General features: G+C 66.4%; 21 protein-coding genes. 12 read left to right on the top strand and 9 right to left on the bottom strand.

Features of this window, described 5'->3' with window-relative positions:
* Positions 1-18 precede the first annotated feature (18 nt).
* The 5 genes from aztD to M1247_RS27970 are packed head-to-tail and all read left to right on the top strand — an operon-like array spanning position 19 to position 4,932.
* On the top strand, positions 19-1,155 hold the full coding sequence (gene aztD / locus M1247_RS27990) for a zinc metallochaperone AztD (RefSeq protein ID WP_317159664.1): 1,137 nt from the start codon (positions 19-21) through the stop codon (positions 1,153-1,155).
* Positions 1,156-1,176: 21 nt separating this feature from the next.
* The gene (locus tag M1247_RS27985; protein WP_410506957.1) at positions 1,177-2,172 is read left to right on the top strand and encodes a metal ABC transporter solute-binding protein, Zn/Mn family; all 996 of its coding nucleotides are present in this window, start codon (positions 1,177-1,179) and stop codon (positions 2,170-2,172) included.
* Positions 2,172-2,951: a metal ABC transporter ATP-binding protein gene (locus M1247_RS27980; protein WP_317159663.1), complete on the top strand. Its 780-nt coding sequence runs from the start codon at positions 2,172-2,174 to the stop codon at positions 2,949-2,951. Before M1247_RS27985 ends, M1247_RS27980 begins: the two co-directional genes overlap by 1 nt.
* Complete coding sequence (locus tag M1247_RS27975) at positions 2,951-3,817, top strand: metal ABC transporter permease (RefSeq protein WP_317159779.1); 867 nt, start codon at positions 2,951-2,953, stop codon at positions 3,815-3,817. Before M1247_RS27980 ends, M1247_RS27975 begins: the two co-directional genes overlap by 1 nt.
* Positions 3,818-3,828: 11 nt before the next feature.
* Complete coding sequence (locus tag M1247_RS27970; RefSeq protein WP_317159662.1) at positions 3,829-4,932, top strand: Rv3575c family transcriptional regulator; 1,104 nt, start codon at positions 3,829-3,831, stop codon at positions 4,930-4,932.
* On the opposite strand, the gene otsB is transcribed toward M1247_RS27970, so the two are convergent.
* Both otsB and kstR read right to left on the bottom strand, forming a co-directional pair.
* Positions 4,929-5,681: a trehalose-phosphatase gene (gene otsB, locus M1247_RS27965; RefSeq protein ID WP_317159661.1), complete on the bottom strand. Its 753-nt coding sequence runs from the start codon at positions 5,679-5,681 to the stop codon at positions 4,929-4,931. The genes M1247_RS27970 and otsB overlap by 4 nt on opposite strands.
* A gap of 3 nt (positions 5,682-5,684) precedes the next feature.
* Positions 5,685-6,362 carry a cholesterol catabolism transcriptional regulator KstR gene (gene kstR / locus M1247_RS27960; protein ID WP_458695261.1) on the bottom strand — a complete coding sequence of 226 codons (678 nt, stop codon included), beginning with the start codon at positions 6,360-6,362 and terminating at the stop codon, positions 5,685-5,687.
* 198 nt (positions 6,363-6,560) lie between these two features.
* On the opposite strand from kstR, the gene M1247_RS27955 reads away from it, so the two are divergent.
* Positions 6,561-8,690: an acyl-CoA dehydrogenase family protein gene (locus M1247_RS27955; RefSeq protein ID WP_317159659.1), complete on the top strand. Its 2,130-nt coding sequence runs from the start codon at positions 6,561-6,563 to the stop codon at positions 8,688-8,690.
* Positions 8,691-8,700: 10 nt separating this feature from the next.
* Here the strand turns inward: M1247_RS27955 and M1247_RS27950 are convergent, their stop codons facing one another.
* Together M1247_RS27950 and M1247_RS27945 are read right to left on the bottom strand one after the other, a co-directional pair.
* The gene (locus M1247_RS27950; protein ID WP_317159778.1) at positions 8,701-9,270 is read right to left on the bottom strand and encodes a hypothetical protein; all 570 of its coding nucleotides are present in this window, start codon (positions 9,268-9,270) and stop codon (positions 8,701-8,703) included.
* A gap of 34 nt (positions 9,271-9,304) precedes the next feature.
* Positions 9,305-10,363, bottom strand: coding sequence for a 2Fe-2S iron-sulfur cluster-binding protein (locus M1247_RS27945; protein WP_317159777.1), 1,059 nt, complete (start codon positions 10,361-10,363; stop codon positions 9,305-9,307).
* Between the two features lie 144 nt (positions 10,364-10,507).
* On the opposite strand from M1247_RS27945, the gene hsaA reads away from it, so the two are divergent.
* The 5 genes from hsaA (at position 10,508) to M1247_RS27920 (ending at position 15,002) form a co-directional block, all read left to right on the top strand.
* Positions 10,508-11,692: a 3-hydroxy-9,10-secoandrosta-1,3,5(10)-triene-9,17-dione monooxygenase oxygenase subunit gene (gene hsaA, locus M1247_RS27940; protein ID WP_317159658.1), complete on the top strand. Its 1,185-nt coding sequence runs from the start codon at positions 10,508-10,510 to the stop codon at positions 11,690-11,692.
* Positions 11,692-12,588, top strand: coding sequence for a 4,5:9,10-diseco-3-hydroxy-5,9,17-trioxoandrosta-1(10),2-diene-4-oate hydrolase (gene hsaD / locus M1247_RS27935; RefSeq protein ID WP_317159657.1), 897 nt, complete (start codon positions 11,692-11,694; stop codon positions 12,586-12,588). Before hsaA ends, hsaD begins: the two co-directional genes overlap by 1 nt.
* 3 nt (positions 12,589-12,591) lie before the next feature.
* Complete coding sequence (hsaC, locus tag M1247_RS27930; protein ID WP_317159656.1) at positions 12,592-13,497, top strand: iron-dependent extradiol dioxygenase HsaC; 906 nt, start codon at positions 12,592-12,594, stop codon at positions 13,495-13,497.
* Entirely contained in the window at positions 13,494-14,060 is a 567-nt protein-coding gene (hsaB, locus tag M1247_RS27925) for a 3-hydroxy-9,10-secoandrosta-1,3,5(10)-triene-9,17-dione monooxygenase reductase subunit (RefSeq protein ID WP_317159655.1), read from the top strand. Before hsaC ends, hsaB begins: the two co-directional genes overlap by 4 nt.
* A 102-nt stretch (positions 14,061-14,162) precedes the next feature.
* The gene (locus M1247_RS27920) at positions 14,163-15,002 is read left to right on the top strand and encodes a mycofactocin-coupled SDR family oxidoreductase (RefSeq protein ID WP_317159654.1); all 840 of its coding nucleotides are present in this window, start codon (positions 14,163-14,165) and stop codon (positions 15,000-15,002) included.
* Between the two features lie 3 nt (positions 15,003-15,005).
* Here the strand turns inward: M1247_RS27920 and M1247_RS27915 are convergent, their stop codons facing one another.
* Positions 15,006-15,590 carry a TetR/AcrR family transcriptional regulator gene (locus M1247_RS27915; protein WP_317159776.1) on the bottom strand — a complete coding sequence of 195 codons (585 nt, stop codon included), beginning with the start codon at positions 15,588-15,590 and terminating at the stop codon, positions 15,006-15,008.
* A gap of 178 nt (positions 15,591-15,768) precedes the next feature.
* On the opposite strand from M1247_RS27915, the gene M1247_RS27910 reads away from it, so the two are divergent.
* A complete protein-coding gene (locus M1247_RS27910; RefSeq protein WP_317159653.1) occupies positions 15,769-17,052 on the top strand; it encodes a cytochrome P450 in 1,284 nt (427 codons plus the stop codon).
* Here the strand turns inward: M1247_RS27910 and M1247_RS27905 are convergent.
* From M1247_RS27905 to M1247_RS27890, 4 genes are read right to left on the bottom strand one after another with little or no spacing between them, the layout of a single operon-like run.
* The gene (locus tag M1247_RS27905; protein WP_317159652.1) at positions 17,033-18,274 is read right to left on the bottom strand and encodes an NAD(P)/FAD-dependent oxidoreductase; all 1,242 of its coding nucleotides are present in this window, start codon (positions 18,272-18,274) and stop codon (positions 17,033-17,035) included. The genes M1247_RS27910 and M1247_RS27905 overlap by 20 nt on opposite strands.
* On the bottom strand, positions 18,271-19,656 hold the full coding sequence (locus M1247_RS27900; protein ID WP_317159651.1) for an NAD(P)/FAD-dependent oxidoreductase: 1,386 nt from the start codon (positions 19,654-19,656) through the stop codon (positions 18,271-18,273). Before M1247_RS27900 ends, M1247_RS27905 begins: the two co-directional genes overlap by 4 nt.
* A complete protein-coding gene (locus tag M1247_RS27895; RefSeq protein ID WP_317159650.1) occupies positions 19,653-21,077 on the bottom strand; it encodes an FGGY family carbohydrate kinase in 1,425 nt (474 codons plus the stop codon). The genes M1247_RS27900 and M1247_RS27895 overlap by 4 nt, the downstream gene beginning before the upstream one ends.
* Complete coding sequence (locus M1247_RS27890) at positions 21,074-22,585, bottom strand: amino acid permease (protein WP_317159649.1); 1,512 nt, start codon at positions 22,583-22,585, stop codon at positions 21,074-21,076. Before M1247_RS27890 ends, M1247_RS27895 begins: the two co-directional genes overlap by 4 nt.
* Positions 22,586-22,603 lie beyond the last annotated feature (18 nt).

Here is a 22,603-nt window from a genome sequence, read left to right as displayed (position 1 = left end):
ACCCAACAAGGAGACCGGATGACAAGACCCATTGCAGTGGCGGCAACCCTCGGAGCGCTGACCCTGGTAGCGGCCGGGTGCGGCAGTGAGCCTGAGCAGCAACAGATCGCGGAGCCACTGGTGGTGACGTACGACGGCGGGATGTACGTGCTCGACGGGACCAATCTGGAGGTCAAGGCCGACATCCCGATGGAAGGCTTCCTTCGGGTGAACCCGGCCGGGGACGATGCACACGTGTTGGTGTCCACCGATCAGGGTTTCCAGGTGCTCGACGCCCGCGCCGGCGCGCTGACCGAGACCACATTCCCCGCAGCAGAACCGGGCCACGTGGTGCCGCACGGCGAACGCACCGCGCTGTTCGCCGACGGGTCAGGTGAGATCACCGTTCTGGACCCGCATGACCTCGTCGAGACCGCAAAGCTGAGCTCGCCGACTCCGCATCACGGGGTGGCCGTGGTACTGGCCGACGGCAGTTGGGTGCGCAGCGAGGGCGATCCCGACGAGCGCACCGGCGCCGTCGCGTTCGACGCCGAGAACCGTGAGATCGCCCGCAACGCCGAATGCCCCGGTATTCACGGTGAAGGCGTCGTCGAAGGCGGGACGGTGGTGTTCGGTTGTGAAAACGGGGTATTGACCTACGCCGACCGCGCCTTCACCAAGGTCGCGGCGCCTGGCGACTACGGCCGGGTGGGCACGGTCAAGGGGCACGACGATTCGCCGGTGGCGCTGGCTGATTTCAAGGTCGATCCCGACGCCGAGCTCGAGCGGCCGAACCAGTTCGCGCTCATCGACACCGCCAGCGACCAACTGCGGCTGGTGGCACTGCCCCCGTCGGTCAGCTACTCGTTCCGTTCACTGGCGCGTGGCCCGCACGGTGAAGGGCTGATCCTGGGGACCGACGGAAATCTCCACGTCGTCGATCCGGTCTCTGGCGCCACCGAGAAGACCATCACCGTGGCGAAGCCGTGGACCGAGCCCGACGACTGGCAGCAGCCGCGACCCAGCGTGTTCGCGCGGGGCCACGATGTCTACGTCGCCGACTCCGCCACCAACGAGCTGCATCTTCTCGACGTGGAATCCGGTGAGGTGACCGCTTCGGTGACCCTCGACCACACGCCGAACGAGTTGAGCGGTGCGGTGGGTCACGAGCACTAGGAGCCCGATGTGCGCCAGCTAATGCAAACGGTTATCGTTATCGGCGTGACTTTGCCCGTGAACCTCAAGCTCCGCATGCTGACCGCCGGATTGGTGCTCGTTGCCCCCTTCGGCCTGGCGGCCTGCGGCTCCGACGACACCTCCGGGAGTGCGGGTCCGACGGGTGAGTGTCCGGCCGCTCCGGTCGACGTGGTGGTCAGCGTCGACCAGTGGGGCGACATCGTCTCAAGCCTGGGCGGCGCGTGCGCAAAGGTGACCACGGTGCTTGCCGGATCGTCGGTCGACCCGCACGACTTCGAGCCGTCGCCGTCGGACGCAGCGAAGTTCGAGGGCGCGCAACTCGTGGTGATCAACGGGGGTCACTACGACGAGTGGGCGAGCAAGCTCGCCGAAAGTTCGGCGCCGGACGCACCGGTGGTCGCGGCGATCGAGGACAGCACCGACCACGATCACGAGGGCCACGACCACGACGCTCATGCCGAGGAAACCAATCCGCATGCCTGGTACAGCCCGGCCGCGGTGACCGCAGTGTCCGATGCGGTCACCGCGAAGCTCAGCGAATTGTCCCCTGAGGCAAAGGATTACTTCGCCGAAAGGCACACGGAGTTCACCGAGTCGATGCGTCCCTACCAGAAGCTGATCGATGACATCAAGAACGGAGCCTCCGGTAAGAGCTACGCCGCGACGGAAGCCGTCTTCGACGACATGGCCGCTGCGGCCGGCCTGACCAACCGCACGCCTGCGGGCTATCAGGTCGCCTCCTCCAATGAGGCCGATCCCTCGCCCGCGGATCTCGACGCGTTCCTGCGGTTGCTCGGTGACAAGGGCGTCGATGTGTTGATCTACAACACCCAGACCGAGGGCTCGGTGCCCCAGCAACTGCGCGCCGCGGCCGAGAGTGCGGGTGTTCCGGTGGTGGATGTCACCGAAACGGTGGCGCCGGGAGCGGATTCGTTCGAGGCTTGGCAGGTGAACCAACTCACCGCGTTAGCCGACGCCCTGAAAATCCAGCCCTAGTGCCCGACGACGACACGGCACCGGCACTGGTCTTCGACGATGTCAGCGTGGTCCGCGGCGGCCGCCTGATCTGGTCGGAGGGCACCTTCTCGATCCCGGCAGGCGGCATCGTCGCGCTGATCGGATCCAACGGGTCCGGTAAGTCGACCATGCTGCAGGTCGTGCTGGGCCTGCTGCCGGTCGCATCGGGTTCGGTACAGGTGCTCGACGGCCGCCCCGGTGAGCACAACGACCTGATCGGCTACGTACCGCAGGACTACGTCGCCGGAGCGGGTGAGGCGATCCGTGCCAGGGATGCGGTCACATTGGGCCTGACCGGGCGCCGCTGGGGGTTCGGTCGCACCAGCCGCGCCGACCAGGACCGGGTCACCGAGGCGCTGGACTGGGTGGAGGCCACCGACTTCGCCGATATGCGCGTCTCGCAGCTCTCCGGCGGCCAGCGTCAGCGGGTGGCCCTGGCCAATGCTCTTGTGGGGCAGCCGAAACTACTCATCCTCGACGAACCGCTTGCCGCGTTGGACCTGCGCAACCAGCACGAGATCGTGTCTCTGCTGGCGCGCCTGAACAACGATCTCGATGTGACGATTCTGGTGGTCGCCCACGACCTGAACCCACTGCTGGAGGTGTTGGACAGCGCAATCTATCTGCTGGACGGGCATGCTCACCATGCCGCCATCCACGAGGTCGTCGACGCCGACCTGCTGACGCATCTGTACGGCACCAGGGTGCAGGTCGCCAACACGCTGCAGGGGCAGATGTACATGAGGAGCGGGGGGTGATGCCGACGGGCCTGCTGGCTGCGGGAAACCTGGCATTGGGCTACCAGCACAACTGGTGGCAGATCCTGAGTTCGGCGTTCATGCGCAACGCGCTGATCGGCGGCACGCTCGTCGCTCTCGCCGCCGGGCTGATCGGATACTTCATCATCGTGCGCAACACCGCGTTCGCCGCACACGCGCTGGCACACATCGGTCTTCCCGGTGCCACCGGCGCCGCGCTGCTCGGGTTGCCCGTGGTGCTGGGCCTCGGCGTGTTCTGTATCGGCGGCGCCCTGGTGATCGGTGCGATGGGCAAACGCGCCGCCGACCGGGAGGTGGCTACGGGCACGGTGCTGGCACTGGCCACCGGGTTCGGCCTGTTCTTCAATTCGCTGGCCACCAAGAACTCGTCGACACTGACCAACGTGCTCTTCGGCAATCTGCTGGCGATCACGCATCAGCAGTTGCTGACCTTCACCGCGTTGCTGGTGCTCCTGGCCGCCACCATCATCTTCGTCTACCGTCCGCTGCTGTTCGCGTCGGTCAATGCGCAGGTCGCCGAGGCCAAGGGGGTTCCGGTCAAGGCCCTGTCAATCCTGTTCATGGCGTTGCTCGGGGTGGCCGTCACCATGGCCGTGCAGGCCGTGGGCACGCTGTTGTTGTTCGCGCTGGTCGTCACCCCTGCGGCGACGGCGATCATGCTGACGGCTCAACCGCTGGCCGCGATGGCGATTTCGACGGGCATCAGCCTGGCGTCGGTGTGGGCGGGATTGGCGGTGTCCGCGATCTTCAACATGCCCCCCAGTTTCGTCATCGTGACCATCGCCTGCGTGATCTGGCTGGTGGTATGGGTGGGCAACCGGGCTGTGCACTCGGCCATCCACTAGCCTCAGAGAGCATGTCCAGGAGTCCTGACCCGCCGAGACGGGCCACCCTGGCTTCACTGGCGGCGGATCTGAAGGTTTCGCGCACCACGATCTCCAACGCCTACAACCGTCCGGATCAGCTTTCGGCGGATTTGCGCGACCGAATCTTCGAGGCGGCCAAGCGGCTTGGCTATCCCGGACCCGATCCGGTGGCACGTTCACTGCGCACCCGCAGGGCGGGCGCAGTGGGGCTGATGGTCACCGAACCGCTCAATTATTCGTTCAGCGATCCGGCCGCGCTGGATTTCGTTGCCGGGCTTGCCGAATCGTGCGAGGAAGCCGGCCAGGGCCTACTGCTGGTCGCGGTGGGGCCCAACCGCACCTTCGAGGAAGGCTCGGCGGCGGTGCTCTCCGCCGGGGTCGACGGCTTCGTGGTGTACTCCGTCTCCGACGACGACCCGTACCTGCCGCTCGTGCGGCAGCGGCATCTACCCGTCGTGGTGGTGGATCAGCCCAAGGACGTGTCCGGTGTGTCGCGCATCGGCATCGACGACCGGGCCGCCATGCGGCAGCTGACCGAGTATCTGCTGGAGCTCGGTCACCGTGATATCGGTCTGCTCACCATGCGGCTGGGCCGCGACTGGCCCCACGGCGATCCACAGAAGCCGGCGCTGGCCGACCCGGAGCGCGTCCAGACACCCCACTTCCACGTGCAACGGGAGCGTATCCACGGTGTGTACGACGCGATCCTCGGTGCCGGTCTGCCGCCCGGCTCGCTGACCGTGGTGGAAAGCTACGAGCACCTGGCGAGTTCCGGTGGTGCGGCCGCGGAGGTGGCGTTGCAGGCCAACCCGCGCATCACCGCGCTGATGTGCACGGCCGACGTGCTTGCCATCTCGGCCATGGACCACCTGCGCTCCCGCGGCATCTACGTGCCGGGACAGATGACCGTCACCGGATTCGACGGGGTCCCCGAGGCATTGCGGCGCGGCCTGACCACGGTCGTGCAGTCCAGCGTGGAGAAGGGCCGCCGGGCCGGTCGGGTGCTGCATCATCCGCCGCGCTCGGGACTGCCGGTCATCGACGTGCTGGAGACCGAGGTGGTGCGTGGCCGCACGTCGGGTCCGCCCGCCTAGCGGGCCCGCCGCTCGCCGAGCAGGTACTTCAATGCTGCCGCAACGTCTTTCGGCTCGGCCACCCGGTAGCCGGCCAGGGTGTCGCCCGGGCCGACCTTGACGCCGACGTCGTTGCCGCGCAGCGCCCGGAAGGCCTTCTCATCGGTGACGTCGTCGCCGAAATACACCACCGTCGAGGCGTTGTGCGTGTCACGCAGGATGTCGATCGCCTCACCCTTGTCCGTTGAGATCACCGCGAATTCGAGCACGGCCTTACCCTCGGTCAACTGGGCGTTCCAGGACTGCGACGCGTTACGGGCCTCGGTGAGGGCGGCCTCGGCGTCGGCGGGGTCGGCATTGCGTACGTGCAGGGCGACGCTGGCGGGCTTGAGTTCGACGGTGACGCCGGGCTTGTCCGCCGCGATCGAGGCCAGCTCCGCGGCGATCGTGCGCAACAGGGATTCGTCGATGGGATGGGTGAAACCGGAATCGAACTCGGCACCGTGACTGCCGACCAGATGCACCGCGGCGGGCATCCCCGACAGGTCCCGCAGCACCTCCAGCGCGCGCCCGGAGATCAGCGCGGTGACGGTGTCGGGACATTCGGACAGGGCGACCAGCGTCTCAGCGGCATCGGCCAGCGGACGCGCATCGGCCGGATGGTTGACGATCGGGGCGAGCGTGCCGTCGAAGTCCGAGGTGACCAGCAAGCGGGTGGCCCGCGCCGCCTCGCTGAGAACACGCGACAGGTCGGCCCGGGTATCGCTCACCCGCTAGATCTTAGGTTGGTCCTCTGCGCCGATCAGCAGGCGCACGGCCAGGTCCAGTCGCTTGCTGACGTCGGTCGCCGAGGCGCGCCGGGTCAGCCAGGCCAGCAGGTTGGACAGCCACACATCGGAGATGACCCTGGCGATGTGGTACTGGTCCTCGGTCGGCTCGCCGTCGCTCATGGCGCGCGCGAACATCGAGTCCATCAGCTTGCCGACGTGGTCGACCTCGCCGGCGGCCGAGGCGTCAGCGAAGACGAAGGCTCTCGTCATGGCCTCGGTGAGCAGCGGATTGCGTTGCATCGCCCGGTTGAGCTTGCCGACCATGAAATTCAGCCGCTGGTACGGGGTGCCGCCTGCCAGTGCGGCCCGGTCGGTTTTGGCGTCGATGCGCTCGAACTCGCGTCCCAGCGCCGATACCAGCAGATGCACCTTGGACGGGAAGTAACGGTAGAGCGTGCCGACCGCGACGTCGGCCCGTTCGGCCACCGCGCGCATCTGCACCGCTTCATAACCGCCCTTGGAGGCGATGGCCAGCGTGGCGTCGAGGATGCGCTTACGCCGCTCGCGCTGGGCTTCGGAGCCGAGTTCCGACTCGGTGAGGACCGCCACGTTCGTCACCTCACGTGGTCGCGAATCCGAGCCGGATGATTCGGGCCGTGCTGGCTGTGACAATCCGGCCATGTCGTGGGCGACTCCTTCTCATTGCGTACCTCGTCGAAAACGATACGCACGCCGGTCTCCTTCATCTCACCCCCGAGCCGGTAAGACACGGGCGTGTCCTGCTGCAACGCCGGTCGACTTGACGGTCGAACACTGTCACCATTAGAACACGTTCTAGTGAGAAGCATGGACTTCTCGTCCTACGGCTAGGAGTCGACCGTGTCAGTGTTGTCCCAGGGGACCAGTGCCTCCGAGCAGTTCGCCGCCCGCGATTTGGTGCGGAGCTGGGCCGCGGCGTCCGGCGCGGTGGCCGCCGTGCGTGAGGTCGAGCACGATCCGCAAGCTTGGCGGGCGACCTACCGCGGCCTGTCTGAGCTGGGCATTTTCAGTGTCGCTGTCGCTGAAGACCAGGGCGGCGCCGGTGGGACCGTCGAGGATCTGTGCGCGATGGTCGACGAGGCAGCCGCAGCCATGGTTCCGGGGCCGGTCTCCACGACGGCGTTGGCGACCCTGGTCACCGGCAACGCCGAAGTGCTCGAAGCCCTGGTCTCGGGGGAGCGCAGCGCAGGCGTCGCGCTGAACACCGAGCTGCAGATCGATGGCGGCCTGGTCTCCGGCACCGTCGAGCACGTGCTGGGCGCCGACACTGCCGGAGTGCTGCTGCTACCGGTCGGTGACGTGGTCGTGCTGATCGACGCCGCGGCCCTGGGCGTGACGATCGAACCGCTCAAGGCGACCGACTTCTCGGTACCGCTGGCCCGGGTCGTGCTGGATTCCGTGCCTGGCGAGGTGCTGGCGGTCTCTGTGCAGCGGTTCGAGGATGTGGCCGCAACCGTGCTGTCGGCCGAAGCCGCGGGACTGGCCCGCTGGGCGCTGCAGACCGCCACCGAGTACGCCAAGGTGCGCGAGCAGTTCGGCAAGCCGATCGGAAGCTTCCAGGCCGTCAAGCACATGTGCGCCGAAATGCTGCTGCGGTCCGAGCAGGCTTCGGTGTCGGCTGCTGATGCGGCCCGCGCCGCCGGTGCGGCCGATGACGCTCAGTGCTCGATCGCGGCCGCGGTCGCCGCGGCCACCGGTATCGACGCCGCCCAGGCCAACGCCAAGGACTGCATTCAGGTGCTCGGCGGTATCGGCATCACCTGGGAGCACGATGCACATCTGTATCTGCGTCGCGCATATGGCATTTCGCATTTCCTCGGTGGCAGACGCCGCTGGGTGCGCCGCGTTGCCGCGCTGACGCAGGAGGGCGTGCGTCGCGAGCTGCGCATCGATCTGGAGTCCGTGGCGGAGCTGCGTCCGGAGATCAGCGCCGCGGTCGCTGCGGTCGCTGCCGAGCCGGCCGACAAACAGCGGGTGGCGCTGGCTGATTCCGGCTTGCTGGCGCCGCACTGGCCGAAACCCTACGGCCGTGACGCCTCACCGGCCGAGCAGCTGCTGATCGATCAGGAGCTGGCCGCGGCGAAAGTGGACCGACCGGACCTGGTGATCGGCTGGTGGGCCGTGCCGACCATCTTGGAGCACGGCAGCCCTGAGCAGATCGACCGGTTCGTGCCGCCAACGCTGCGCGGCGAATTGAACTGGTGCCAGCTGTTCTCCGAGCCCGGTGCCGGTTCGGACCTGGCTGCGTTGCGGATGAAGGCCGTCCGCGCAGAGAGCTCGGATGGGAAGCCGGGCTGGAAACTGACCGGCCAGAAGGTGTGGACCTCGGCGGCGCAGAAGGCGCACTGGGGAGTCTGCCTGGCCCGCACCGACCCGGACGCGCCGAAACATAAAGGCATCACGTATTTTCTCGTCGACATGAAGTCGGCGGGCATCGTGATCCGTCCGCTGCGCGAGATCACCGGCGACGAACTGTTCAACGAGGTGTTCTTCGACGACGTGTTCGTGCCCGACGACATGGTGGTGGGCACGGTCAACGACGGCTGGCGGCTGGCCCGCACCACGCTGGCCAACGAACGCGTGGCGATGGCAGGCGGTACCGCGCTGGGCAATCCGATGGAGGAACTGCTGCATTCGCTGCGCGGCCCCGGCATCGATCCGGCCGATCAGGACCGCCTCGGCGACCTGATCCTGGGGGCACAGGTGGGCTCACTGCTCGATCAGCGCATCGCGCAGGCGGCCGTCGAAGGACACGACACCGGTGCCCAGGCCAGCGCCCGCAAGCTGATCGGGGTGCGCTACCGGCAGGGTCTGTCGGAGTTCCGCATGGAGCGCTCCGAAGGCGGCGGTGTGGTGGAGAACCCCACGGTGCACGACTTCCTCAACACCCGCTGCCTGACCATCGCAGGCGGCACCGAACAGATCCTGCTGACCCTGGCAGGCGAACGGCTGCTCGGCCTGCCGCGGTAGGGGTGGAGTCTCAGAAGGTGGTCTGCGCGCAGGCGTCCGGGGTGGTGAGGTTCACCCCGCCGTAGACCACCTGGATGTGACTGCACGCGATCAGGGTGGAGTTGGTGGCCGGCCGGCCGCTGCCCCAGTCGATCGGCATCGAATCGCCGTCGAGCTTGAAACGCTCGATCGGGCCGCCGCCGAAGTAGGTCACCGAGATCTCAACGCTGTTGAGCGACTTGAGCATCCGGGAGACCACGTTGTCGTGATTGGAGCCCTTGGTCTCCCGCGGCATACCGGAGGGTGAGCTGTAGGAGACCTGCTGCCAGACGTTGCGGTCCGTGCTGCGCAGCGTCACGGTCTGCCTGGCCCAGGTGTCCCCGGGGAAGCCGGTGGGCGCGCCGCCTGCCAGCAGGTTGGCGGTGGTGTTGAACGTGCACCGGTCGCCCGCGCAGTCGGCGTTGACGTGCATTTCGATCTGGGTGGCCGGATCGACAGCGATCGAGGTGGTCGCGGAGTTGGAGGCGGCGGCTGCCGACGCGGGGTGCACCAGCACCGCGGTCGCCAGGGCCGCCGCGCCTGCCGCGGCGAGCCGGTTCATCGTTACGGTCATCGTCAAGAAAGGTATCCCGTCGCTATTCGTCGTAGGTGACTTCGACCGAATCCGACTGCGGCGTGGCCTGGCAGCCGAGAATCAGCCCCTCTTCGAGATCGGACGGTTCGAGCACGTCGTTGATCTCCATCTTCACCTCACCGGATTTCTTGAGCACCGCGCATGCCCCGCAGTGTCCTTCCCGGCAGGAGAACGGCGCGTCGAGTCCCTTGGCCAACAGCACGTCGAGCAGTTTCGCCGAGCGCGGCCAGCTGACTTCGTGGGTCTCGCCGTCCAGGGTGACCACGGCGGTGGCAGGCCCCTCGTCGCTGGTGTCTTCTTCGATGACGACGGCGGCAAACGGATCGGACTCAAGTGACTTGAACACCTCGATGTGGATGCGTTCGTCCGGGGTGCCTGCCTGGCGCAGCGCCTCCTCGGCGGCCGCCATGAACGGCCCCGGCCCGCAGATGAACGCGTCGGCGTGGGCGTGCGGAGCGGCCAGGGCGGCCAGCGCCGATGCGCTCGGCAGGCCCTGGACGCTCTCCAGCCAGTGCACGACGGTCAGTCGATCGGGGTACTTGGCGGCGAGTTCGCGCAGCGTCGCGGCGAAGATCACCGAGTTCTCGTCGCGGTTGGCGTAGACCAGCGTCACGTTCCCGCTGCCCTCGGCGAGCGCGGATTTACAGATCGCCATCATCGGAGTGATACCGCTACCCGCCGCCAACAGCAGGAAATTCGTGTCGAGGTCCTTGGGGACGAAGGTGCCCGACGGCGCCAGCACATGTATCCGCATACCGGCGTGCGCGTTGTCGCACAACCAGTTCGAGGCATATCCGTCGACGGTGCGCTTGACGGTCACGGTCAGCTGATCGTCGGTGACCGGCGAGCTCGACAGCGAGTAGCAGCGCGCCACCGACCCGGTGCGGTCGCTGGGCACGCGCAGGGTCAGGAACTGGCCGGGCGAGTAGCGGAGTCTGTCGGACGGAATGTCGGCCCCGTCGGGGACCGTGAACACCACGGAACGGGCGTCGGCGGTTTCCTCGATGACTGCGGCCACCTGTAGTTCGAGCACGTGGCTGCCCAGTGGCTCATCCGTCACGGGTAGCCCCCTCTCTTCGCTCATAACTAGAACATGTTACAAAAACATACTTGCCCAGGTCCAGCGGCTGTATCACGGCGCTGCTCGACACAAATCGTAACGTGTTCTAATCTCTCTTTAGATCCGATTCTCGGGAGGCATTCAGTGACATCCATTGAACAGCGTGACGTGCAGGCGGTCCTGGCCGGCATCGACGAACTGTTGCCGCAGGTGCGCGAGCGCGCCCAGGCCACCGAGGATCTGCGCAAGATCCCTGATGAGTCGATCAAGGCGCTCGACGAGGTGGGCTTCTTCAAGCTGCTGCAGCCCGAACAGTGGGGCGGCCTGCAGTGCGATCCGACGGCGTTCTACGAGGCGGTGCGCCGTATCGCCAGCGCCTGCGGGTCGACCGGCTGGGTCAGCTCGATCATCGGTGTACACAACTGGCACCTGGCGCTGTTCGATCAGCGGGCACAGGAAGAGGTGTGGGGCGAGGACCCGACGGTCCGGGTGTCGTCCTCGTACGCGCCGATGGGTGCGGGCACCGTGGTCGACGGCGGGTACCTGGTCAGCGGCTCCTGGAACTGGTCTTCCGGCTGTGACCACGCCACCTGGGCGTTCCTCGGCGGCCCGGTGATCAAGGACGGTCGCCCGGTCGATTTCGGCAGCTTCCTCATCCCGCGCACCGAGTACGCGATCGACGACGTGTGGCATGTCGTCGGCCTGCGCGGCACCGGCAGTAACACCGTTGTGGTCAAGGACGTGTTCGTCCCCACCCACCGCTTCCTGTCCTACAAGTCGATGAACGACGGCACGGCAGGCGGATACGAGAAGAACACCGCGCCGGTTTACAAGATGCCTTGGGGCACTGTGCATCCCACCACGATCTCGGCGCCGATCGTCGGCATGGCCTACGGCGCCTACGATGCGCACGTCGAGCACCAGGGCAAGCGCGTCCGTGCGGCGTTCGCCGGCGAGAAGGGCAAGGACGACCCCTTCGCCAAGGTCCGGATCGCCGAGGCCGCCAGCGATATCGACGCCGCCTGGCGGCAGTTGATCGGCAACGTCGGCGACGAGTACGCGTTGCTGACGGCGGGCAAAGAGATTCCGTTCGAGTTGCGCGCCCGGGCCCGGCGCGACCAGGTGCGCGCCACCGGCCGTGCCATCGCCTCGGTCGACCGGCTCTTCGAGTCAGCCGGCGCCACCGCGTTGGCCAACAGTGCGCCGCTGCAACGGTTCTGGCGTGACGCCCATGCCGGTCGTGTGCACGCCGCCAATGACCCCGAGCGGGCGTACATGATCTTCGGCAACCACGAGTTCGGGCTGCCGCCTGCGGACACGATGGTCTGATGACTGCAACACAGGAGATCACCTTCGAAGCCACCTCGCGGTACGCGCAGGTGCGGTCCGGGGCGAGCGAAGCGACGGGTAATCCCGTAGACATGCGGCTGCACTACCACGAGGCAGGCGATCCCGATGCGCAGACCATCGTGTTGCTGCACGGTGGTGGACCCGGCGCGTCGAGTTGGTCGAACTTCGGCCGCAACATCGCCGTGTTGGCCGAGCGTTTCCACGTGCTGGCGGTCGATCAACCCGGCTATGGCCATTCGGACAAGCACACCGAGCACGAGCAGTACAACCGGTACAGCGCAAAGGCATTGCTGGGCCTGTTCGACCACCTCGGTCTGCAGGGGCGTATCCCGTTGCTGGGCAATTCGCTCGGCGGCGGCACCGCGGTGCGGTTCGCGCTGGACTATCCGGACCGGGCCGGCAAGCTGGTGCTGATGGGCCCGGGCGGTCTGAGCGTCAACCTGTTCGCCCCCGATCCCACCGAGGGCGTCAAGTTGCTCGGCAAGTTCACCGCAGAGCCCACCCGCGAGAACATCGAGAAGTTCCTGCGCATCATGGTTTTCGACCAGAAGCTCATCACCCCGGAGCTGATCGACGAGCGCTTCGCGATTGCCTCGCAGCCGGAGTCGTTGGCTGCGGCGCGGGCGATGGGCCGCTCGTTCGCCGGGGCGGATTTCGAGCTGGGCATGATGTGGCGCGAGGTGTACAAGCTGCGCCAGCCGGTGCTGCTGATCTGGGGCCGCGAGGACCGGGTCAATCCGCTTGACGGTGCACTGGTTGCGGTCAAGCAGATTCCGCGGGTGCAACTGCATGTTTTCGGGCAGTGTGGTCACTGGGCTCAAGTCGAGAAATTCGACGAGTTCAACAAGCTCACGATCGATTTCCTTGGAGGCTGAACGATGAGCATCCGGTCATTGGGTTACCTGCGGCTGGAGGCCACCGATATGGCGGCCTGGCGCGAGTATGGGCTCAAGGTGCTCGGCATGGTCGAAGGCAAGGGTGCCACCGAAGGTGCGCTCTACCTCCGCATGGACGAGTTTCCGGCGCGGTTGGTGATCGTGCCCGGCGAGCACGATCGCCTGTTGCAATCGGGGTGGGAGACGGCGAACGCCGCCGACCTGCAGGACATCCGCAACCGCCTCGACGTCGAGGGCACCGCCTACAAGGAAGCGACGGCCGCGGAACTGGCCGAACGCCGCGTCGACGAGATGATCATCTTCGACGATCCCTCGGGTAACACCCTCGAGGTGTTCCACGGCGTCGCACTCGAGCACCGGCGCGTGGTCAGCCCGTACGGGCACAGGTTCGTCACCGAGGAGCAGGGGCTCGGTCACGTCGTGCTGACCACCAAGGACGACGCCGAGTCGCTGCACTTCTACCGTGACGTGTTGGGGTTCCGGCTGCGTGATTCCATGCGGCTGCCACCGCAACTCGTCGGCAGACCCGCCGACGGCCCCCCGGCATGGCTGCGGTTCTTCGGGGTCAATCCCCGCCACCACAGCCTCGCTTTCATGCCCGGACAGACACCCAGCGGCATCGTGCACCTCATGATGGAGGTGGAGAACAATGACGATGTCGGTCTCTGCCTGGATCGTGCGCTGCGCCGCAAGGTGCCGATGTCGGCCACACTGGGTCGCCACGTCAACGACAAGATGTTGTCCTTCTACATGAAGACGCCCGGTGGGTTCGACATCGAATTCGGTTGTGAGGGCCTCGAAGTCGACGATACGGATTGGGTCGCCCGCGAATCCACCGCGGTGAGCCTGTGGGGACACGACTTCACCGTCGGATTCAAGAACCAGTGAGCGCCGAACCGCGCGATCCGCGCACGTTCCGTAATGTGCTCGGACAGTTCTGCACTGGTATCACGATCATCACCACCGTGCATGAAGAAGCGCCCATCGGCTTCGCCTGCCAGTCGTTCGCGGCGTTGTCCCTTGACCCGCCGCTGGTGCTGTTCTGCCCGACGAAAGTGTCGCGGTCGTGGCAGGCCATCGAGGCCAGCGGCAAGTTCTGCGTCAACATGCTGCATGAGGACCAGCAGCACGTGTCGGCGCGGTTCGGTTCGAAGGAGCCGGACAAGTTCGCCGGGATTGATTGGCGGCCATCGAAACTCGGCTCTCCGGTGATCGAGGGTGCGCTGGCCCACATCGACTGCTCGGTGGATTCGGTGCACGACGGTGGCGATCACTTCGTGGTGTTCGGCGCCGTACAGTCACTCTCCGAAGTGCCCAAACGCAAGCCGCGTCCGCTTCTGTTCTACCGCGGCGAATACACCGGGATCGAGCCGGACAAGAACACCCCGGCGACATGGCGCAATGACCTGGAGGCGTTCCTGACCGCCACCACCAACGACACCTGGCTCTGAGACTCAGAGACCGATTTATCGATCGATCAAAAACCCCCTTGACACCAGGTATCTTCGATGCAACTGTTTGATCGACTGATCAAATTTGTTGAGAGGATGGCAATGGCGGGTCGCGTTGAGGGAAAAGTCGCATTCATCACCGGGGCCGCACGCGGTCAAGGTCGCAGTCATGCCCTGCGGCTGGCGCAGGAGGGCGCGGACATCATCGCGGTCGACGTGTGTCGGCGGATCAGCAGTAACGCCGATATTCCTGCGGCCACGCCCGAGGATCTGGTTGAGACGGCTGATCTGGTCAAGGGGCTCAATCGGCGCATCGTCACGGCCGAAGTCGACGTGCGTGATTTCGATGCGGTCAAGGCTGCGGTGGACAGCGGCGTCGAGCAGTTGGGCCGCCTCGACATCATCGTCGCCAACGCCGGCATCGGCAACGGCGGCGAGACCCTGGACAAGACCAGCGAGCAGGACTGGGACGACATGATCGGCGTCAACCTCTCCGGCGTCTGGAAAACTGTGAAAGCCTCGGTGCCGCATCTCCTTTCGGGCGGGCACGGCGGATCGATCATCTTGACCAGCTCAGTGGGCGGGCTCAAGGCCTATCCGCACACCGGTCACTACATCGCGGCCAAGCACGGGGTCGTCGGCCTCATGCGGACTTTCGCCGTCGAGCTCGGGCAACACTCGATCAGGGTCAACTCGGTGCATCCGACGAATGTGAACACCCCGTTGTTCATGAACGAGGGCACCATGAAGTTGTTCCGCCCGGACCTTGAGAGCCCGGGCCCCGACGATATGGCTGTGGTCGCGCAGATGATGCACGTACTGCCGATCGGTTGGGTCGAGCCGGTCGATATCAGTAATGCCGTGCTGTTCCTGGCCTCTGATGAAGCCCGGTACGTGACCGGCCTGCCGCTCACGGTCGACGCGGGCAGCATGCTGAAGTAGGCGTCAACGTGTGGTGGCGAACCGCTGTAACAGCCGTTCGATGAAGGCGCGGAACTCCTCGTGGCCCTGGTTGACGCCGACGGCGTTCTCGTAGCTGATACCGCGTGCGGTCTGGGTGAGCAGCATCGACATGACGACGGGCGGAAACTCTTCCATGTCGATGCCGTGGGTGCGCAGCACCATTGCCATGGCCGCGGTCTCGATGTCGCGGACGCGCTCCGAGAACGCCTTGAGTTCCGCGCCGATCGCCTTGCGGTGATTGGCCAGGGCCATGAACTCCATGTTCAGCCCGGTGACACGGGAATCGGTGTTCATCAGCCACAATGCCCGCAACGGGTCGTCGTCGGTGATCGCCGCGCGCATCCGGGCCAGCGCGGCTTCAGCGCCGTTGTGCAGGACCGCGATGTAGAGATCGTCCATCGTGTCGAAGTAGTAGTAGACCAGGGCCGACTTCACTCCGACCTCGGCGGCCACGCGCCGCGATGTTGCGGCGGCATAGCCTTCGGTCCGCATGATCTGAGCGGTTGCCTCGATCAAACGTTGACGGGTGCCCGCGTCCTTCTCCCTGGGGCGGCGTGCGGCCGGCATCAGGCGGGGCCCCCAGAACCGTTGCAGAACATCCGATATGGGACCGGTGCTGCATCCCTTGACCGGGCACGACAAGAGGTGGTAGGCATGAGCCACCTTATCAGTTTGATCGATCGATCAAATATTGATCCCGAGGAAGACCGATGCTCGACGGAATGACCGAAAGGCCACGCCAGCCATGACCGATCTCGCCTCAGTCGACTACTTCACCGACCCGGCAGTCACCCAGGACCCCTACGAGTACTACGAATACCTGCGCAGTCGGGGACCGGTGTGCGCCGAACCGCACCACGGCGTCATCGCCGTGACCGGTTATCAGGAAGTGCTGGCCGCATTCAAGGACCACGATTCGTTCTCGGCGGTCAACGCGATCGGTGGGCTGTTTCCGCCGCTGCCGTTCGTGCCCGAGGGTGACGACATCACCGAGCAGATCGAGGCGCACCGCCACGAGTTTCCGATCCACGAGCACATGGTGGTGATGGACCCGCCTGCCCACGAGCGGGCCCGCTCGCTGCTGAGCAAGCTGCTGACGCCACGACGCCTCAAGGAGAACGAGGACTACATGTGGCATCTGGTCGATCGTCAGCTCGACAAGTTCATCGACAACGGAAGATGCGAATTCCTGTCGGAATACGCCAAACCCTTCGCGACCTCGGCGATCATCGACCTGCTTGGTGTTCCGGAGCAGGACCGGCCGGAGTTCCTCGCCGAGTTGGGTGCCGGGCCTCCGGAGGGCAACCACGTCGGAGCACTGGACGGGTCGGCCGTGGGCCGCGACCCCCTGCAGTACCTCGACGACAAGTTCGCCGGATACCTCGCCGAGCGCAGGCGCGAGCCACGTGGCGACGTGTTGTCGGGCATGGCGACGGCCACCTATCCCGACGGCTCGACGCCGGATCTGCTGGAGGTGGTCAAGCCCGCGACATTCCTGTTCGCCGCCGGTCAGGAGACCGTCACCAAGCTGCTCACCGCCGCCGTGCAGACCCTCGGCGACCGCCAGGACTATCAGCAGCTGTTACGCGAGAATCCGTCGGGGATACCGACATTCATCGAGGAAGCGCTACGGATGCACGCCCCGACGAAGATCGACTTCCGGCTGGTGAGAAAGACCACAACGCTCGGTGGGGTGCATTTGAAGGCCGGAACGATTGTGATGCTCTGTCTCGGTGCGGCAAACCGTGATCCCCGCAAATTCGACAATCCCCAGACATTCGATCCGAATCGCAAGAACGTCCGCGAACACATCGCATTCGGCCGCGGCATCCACACCTGCGCTGGTGCGCCGCTGGCCCGGGTCGAGGGGCAGATCACCGTGCGCCGGCTCCTGGACCGCATGCGCGACATCACGATCAGCGAAACCGCGCACGGTCCGGCCGGCAACCGCAGCTACACCTACGAGCCCACGTTCCTGCTGCGCGGGCTCACCGAACTCAACATCGAGTTCACCCCAGCGACAGAGTGACGGGACCGCCGTGCGGATCGGCGCCGTCGAGAATGCTCGACGGCACTCGGAAGACCCGCCCGGGTGAGGCGGCCCAGGGCAGCGTCTTACGCCCGATCACGTTGCCGCCTTGGCGTGCAGTGACTTTCGGGATCCGTGTGAGCGCGTCGGTCCACAACAGCAACCGTCCCCTGGCCGGGGCGGGATCGCCGGGGCGCAACAGGGTCGGTGCCACCCAGCGCAACGGGGCATCGGCCTGGATACGCACGGCGGTGCCCGGAGCCGCACGCCCGTCGAGGTAGTCGCGCACCTGCCCGGCGACATGCCTGCCGTCGAGCGCGGCGATATCGGCGGTGTCGACCGGATGGAGCAGGTTCCCGATCGCGAACACACCGGGCCTGCTGGTGCGCAGCGCCGTGTCCACGGCAGGGCCCAGCGTGCCCGCGTCCATGTCGAGGCCCGCGGCGCGGGCAAGCTCGTGATCGGGAATCCAATCGCCGGTGAAAACCACGGTGTCGCAATCGATGACACGTCGCAGGCCGGTGTCGATCTGCTCGATTTCGACGCCCTGCACGACAGGCTTGCCGATCACCCGCGTGACCCTGGTCCTGGTCGCGACGTCGACGCCGAGCAATGGGGTGCGCCCGGCGAGGTTGAACACCGCATACGACTCGGGGGAGGGGTATTCGGTGGTCATCAGCGCGGTGGCGCAACCGGCGTGCTTGAGCGTCAGCACCGCGGAATAGCTGACCAGTTCCGCACCGACGATCACCGCGCGGCTGCCCACCTTGCGTCGCTGCAGATGCACGGTGTTCTGCAGGTGCCCGGTGGTGTAAATGCCCGCGGCCCGGTCACCGGGAATCATCCGCGCGGGGCGAGGTCGTTCACGTGCTCCGGTGGCAAGGACCACCGCGCGGGCTTCGATGAGTTCCCTGCCGCGAGGTGAGGTGATCTCCAGCGTCCTGGGGCCCGCCCATCCGGTCACCATGGTGCTGGCACGGATTGTTGCTCCCGCGGCGACTGCGTTCTGCACCAGGCGCCGGGCGTAGGCGGGACCGCTGATGAAGGTTTTCATGTCCCGCATGCCGTAGCCGGGATGGTCACTGTGGCGGGGAATGCCGCCGGCCACGGATTCCCGTTCGAGGACAAGGACGTTCAATGTGGGGTCCAGATTGGCCGCAGCTGTCAGCCCGGCGGGACCGCCACCGATGATCGCGACGTCGACGGTGTGGGTGGTGGTCATGCGCGCATCTCCCGCTCGAATATGGTCTGCACTTCGGCACCGCAGAAGAACGCCTGACAGCGGCCGTTCATCACGCGCGTGCGCCGGCGCAGGCCGTCGAGTGCTGCGGGTGGCACGACGGAATGACAGGCATCGCGCAATTCGCCCTCGGTGACGCGCTCGCAGAAGCACACGATGCGGCCGTAGGCGGAATCCGCGGCGATGTCCTCTGCCTGCTGGTAGGGCCGGGGAAACGCCTCGCCGAGGTTGGGCATCCTGGGCGGTTCCGGTAGAGCGTCCCGTGGGGTGAGGGCCAGACCCGCCGAGACCAGTTGGTCGCGAACATATTCCGCAATGGCCATCCCGGCGGTCAGGCCGGTGGAACGTATTCCGCCCACCAGCAGGTAATGCTGCTGAGGATCGGCTTCGATGAGATAGTCGCCGTGGTCGATCGCCGCCCGCAGGCCTGCGTAGGTGGCGGTGACCTCCTCGTCGAGCAGGCTGGGCATCAACGCGCGGCCCTTCTCCAACAGGAATTCGAAACCTGCTTCCGAGGTGCCGGTCGCGGTGCGGTCGGTGAGGTCCTCGGAGGTGGGGCCCAGCATGACGTTCCCGTAGATGGTGGGGCTGACGAGGACCCCTTTTCCACGGGAGGTGGGTACGGGCAGCACGATCTTGTCGACCAGCGGGCGGGCCAGCTTGTCGTAGACGATGAGTTCGCCGCGGCGCGGGGTGACGGTGAACCGTGAATAGCCGAACAGGCCGTCGACCGTGTCCGCACCCAACCCGGCGGCGTTGATCACCCAACGCCCACGCACTGCCCCGCCGGTGGTGTGCAGGGTCGTGAACTCCGGTGCGATGTCGACGGTTTCCACGCGATGGTTTCGCAGCAGCGTGGCACCCCGGTTCACGGCGTCGGTGGCCAGCGCCAGATTGACCGTCCAGGTGCAGATGATCGATTCATCAGGGACGGTGAGTCCGCCGAGTGCCCCCGGTCCAAGGTGCGGCACTGCCGCATACACCGCGTCGGAATCCACGATCTCGCAATGGTGGTAGCCGTTGGCCTCGGCCTTCTCCTTCAGGGCGGGCAGAGCGTCCAGCTGCTCGTCGTCCCAGGCGACCAGGATGGCGCCGGTGTGTTCGATCGGGATGCCGGTGGGTACGGCGTACTCGGAGAGCAGTTGGTAGCCGCGGCCGACCATCGCTGACTCCAGGGTGCCGGGTTTGGCATCGAATCCGGTATGCAGGATCGCGGTGTTGGCCTTACTCGTGCCGTCGCCCACATCGTCGCGGGCTTCGAGCAGTGCGACCGACAAGTCGTTGCCTGCCAGTTCACGGGCGATGGCTGATCCGACGATGCCGGCTCCGATGACGAGAACGTCGTAGACGTCCTGGGTGTTCACGAAAACTCCTGGGCGTAGGTGGTGGCGGCCAGTTCGCGCCAGCCGGAACGGAATTCGTCGGCACGGTGCTGGGGCCAGCTGGGCTCGTAGCTCGCCGACGGCGTCCAGCCGGTGACGACCTCGCGGATGGAACGTTCGGGTTCAACGCTGAGCTGGGCCAGCGCGGCCGCTCCGAGTGCGGTGGCATGCGCGGACGGGTAGACGTCGACGGGTATCTGGAGCACGTCGGCGACGGCCTGCATGAGGACTCTTGACTGGGTGAGCCCGCCGTCCACACGCAGCCTGCTCAGCGGCGCGGCATCGGCGTTGATGGCCGAGGCCAGCTCGGCGACCTGTGCGGCGATACCCTGCAGTACCGCGAGCACGATATGGCCGCGTCCGGTGGACAGCGTCATGCCGGAGATCGCGGCGGTGGCTTGCGATTTCCACCACGGAGCCGCGAGCCCGGCCAAGGCGGGCACGCACAGCACCCCGTTGCTGTCTTCGGCGGCGACCGTGTCCATCTCCGCGGCGCCGCCGATGATGCCCAGCGAGGACAGCCATTTGACCGCGGACGCGGCGGTGTACACCTGACCGTCGACGCAGAAGGTGTCCGCGCCGCCGATGCGCCAGGCCACAGAAGAGGTCAGGCCCGCAGTCGAGTGCACCGGGGTGTCACCGGTGTTGGCCAGCAGGAACGCTCCGGTGCCGAACGTACATTTGGCCATGCCCGGGTCGAAACACGCCTCGGCCAGCAGCGCCGCCTGCTGATCGACCACGATCCCGCCGACCGGTACCTCGGCGCCGAACGCTGTTGTGGTGCCGATGACTTCGTCGTTGGCCGCGATCGCGGGCAGCCGCTCGTCCTGCAATCCGAACAGGCCGAGCAGCTCCCCGCTCCACTCGGTGGCACCCAGTTCGGCGGCCAGCGATCGGCTCGCGGTGGTGGCGTCGGTGACGAACGCGCCGGTGAGCTGATGCAGCAACCAGGTGTCCGAGGTCGTCACCACGCCTGCGGTCGTCAGATTCCGGCGTAACCACGCCATCTTGGGTGCCGAGAAATACGGGTCGAGCACCAGACCGGTTCGGGCCGCGAACATTTCGCGGTACTCGCCGATCTCGGCGCACAGCGCCTCGGCGCGGCGGTCCTGCCAGACGATCGCGGTGGTCAACGGTCGGCCGCTGTCGGGGTCCCACGCCAGCACCGTCTCGCCCTGATTCGCGAGCGAGACGGCGTCGACGGGCCGGTCGGCCTGTGCGAGCGCCGCGCGGCCGGCGTCGAGCACGGAGTCCAGCAGCTCTGCCGGATCCTGCTCGACGCCGCCGCCGTCGAGATAGCGCGGGTGCACCGGGACTTCAGCCAGACCGACCACGCCGTCGGACTCGTCGACCACGATGGCCTTGGTGCCCGAGGTGCCCTGGTCGATGGCCAGTACCGTCATCGCACGGCGTCCCCGGTGTCGGTCGCCACCTCGTCGAGTTCAGCGTCGATCGAGGTCATCTCGGGCATCTTCAACCCGTCCTTGCCGCGGGTGATCAGCAGGTAGCCCAGGTAGACCGCGCCGAGTGCCACCATGGTCACGGCGTAGAGCCAGGGGTCCTTGAAGGAGGCGTCCCGGAACAGGGACAGCACGAACACGAGCCACACCACCGCGACCACGAGAACCGGGGTCTCCCAGCGACCCAGTTGGAAGCCCTTGCTCGGGGGCAGCTTCTTGCGGGTGGCGATGTAGAGCGCGACGGTGATCGCGTAGATGGTGGCGGGTAGCAGCGTCGCCGCGGCGAACAGCTGGAACAGCGCGTCGGTGCTGGTGGAGAACAACCCGAGGATCAAGGCCGAGATGGTGGCCATGGCGATCGTGGCGTTCAGCGGTGTGCGGAATCGCGGCGAAACCTTGTGCAGCACCTGCCAACCCGGGAACCGCTGGTCGCGTGACATGGCCCAGACCAGTCGCACACCGCTCATCAGGATGACCAGGCCGCAGGCGAAGATCGCGATCGCGACCAGGATGAGCAGCGCGGTGCCCACGAACGACCCGAGAATGTCTCGGATGACGTCGGCGATCGGCGTGCCCGACTCTGCCAGTGCGGTGGGGTCGTCGACTGCGGCCGTCACCACCAACAGGAACAGGAAGCCCAGCACCCCCGAGGCCAGCACGGCCTGCCACATGGCGCGCGGCACCACGATTTCGGGCTTCTTGGTCTCCTCGGCGAGGTTGGCGGCCGATTCGAAGCCGACGATGGTGAATGCGCCGAGCAGGAAGCCGAGCATCCAGGGGCCCGCCGAGGTCGCGGTGCCGAAGTCCCAGTAGCCCTCGGCGGGAATGTCGCCGCGGGAGAACAGATTGCCGACCGAGAGCTTGTGGGCGATCACGCCGACGACGAACAGCAGCACCACCAGCGAGACCATGCCGATCAGTTCGGCGGTGACCGCGAAGTTGTTGACCCGCTCGGTCCACTTCGTCGACAGGCCGACCAGAAGTGCCTGCAGCAGCAGCACTCCCGCGGTGATCAGGAATGCGGTGGCCGGGGTGCCGGTGAAATCGAACAGGGCGGGCACCACGGTGGCCGCGACGGTGTAGTCGACGGCCACGACGACGATCGCCAGGAAGGTGAACGAGATCCACCCGGTGATCCAGCCCAGGATGGGGTTGGCCAGCCGGGACACCCACTGGTAGGCGTAGCCGGTGACGGGGATGCGCGCGGCGAGTGAACCGATCAGCAGTGCCACGGCGAGCTGGCCCACGATGACGATCGGCCACGTCCAGATGCCCATCGGTCCGGAGCTGGCCAGCACGCTGCCGTAGGTGGTGAAGATGCCGGTGGCGATCGAGACGAACGCGAACGCCACCGCGAACGAGGCGAACTTGCCGGTGCCCCGTTCGAGGGTCTCGGTATAGCCGTATGCGGACACGCTGTCGGGGCTGCGTGGTGTGGAAGAATCTGTCATCGGATCGGGCTTTCTGAC

It is taken from the genome of Mycobacterium appelbergii (genome assembly GCF_032883035.1).
GTDB lineage: Bacteria > Actinomycetota > Actinomycetes > Mycobacteriales > Mycobacteriaceae > Mycobacterium > Mycobacterium appelbergii.
The sequence above is the reverse complement of the archived record's forward strand: the minus strand, read 5'-3'. Positions and strand labels throughout refer to the sequence as shown.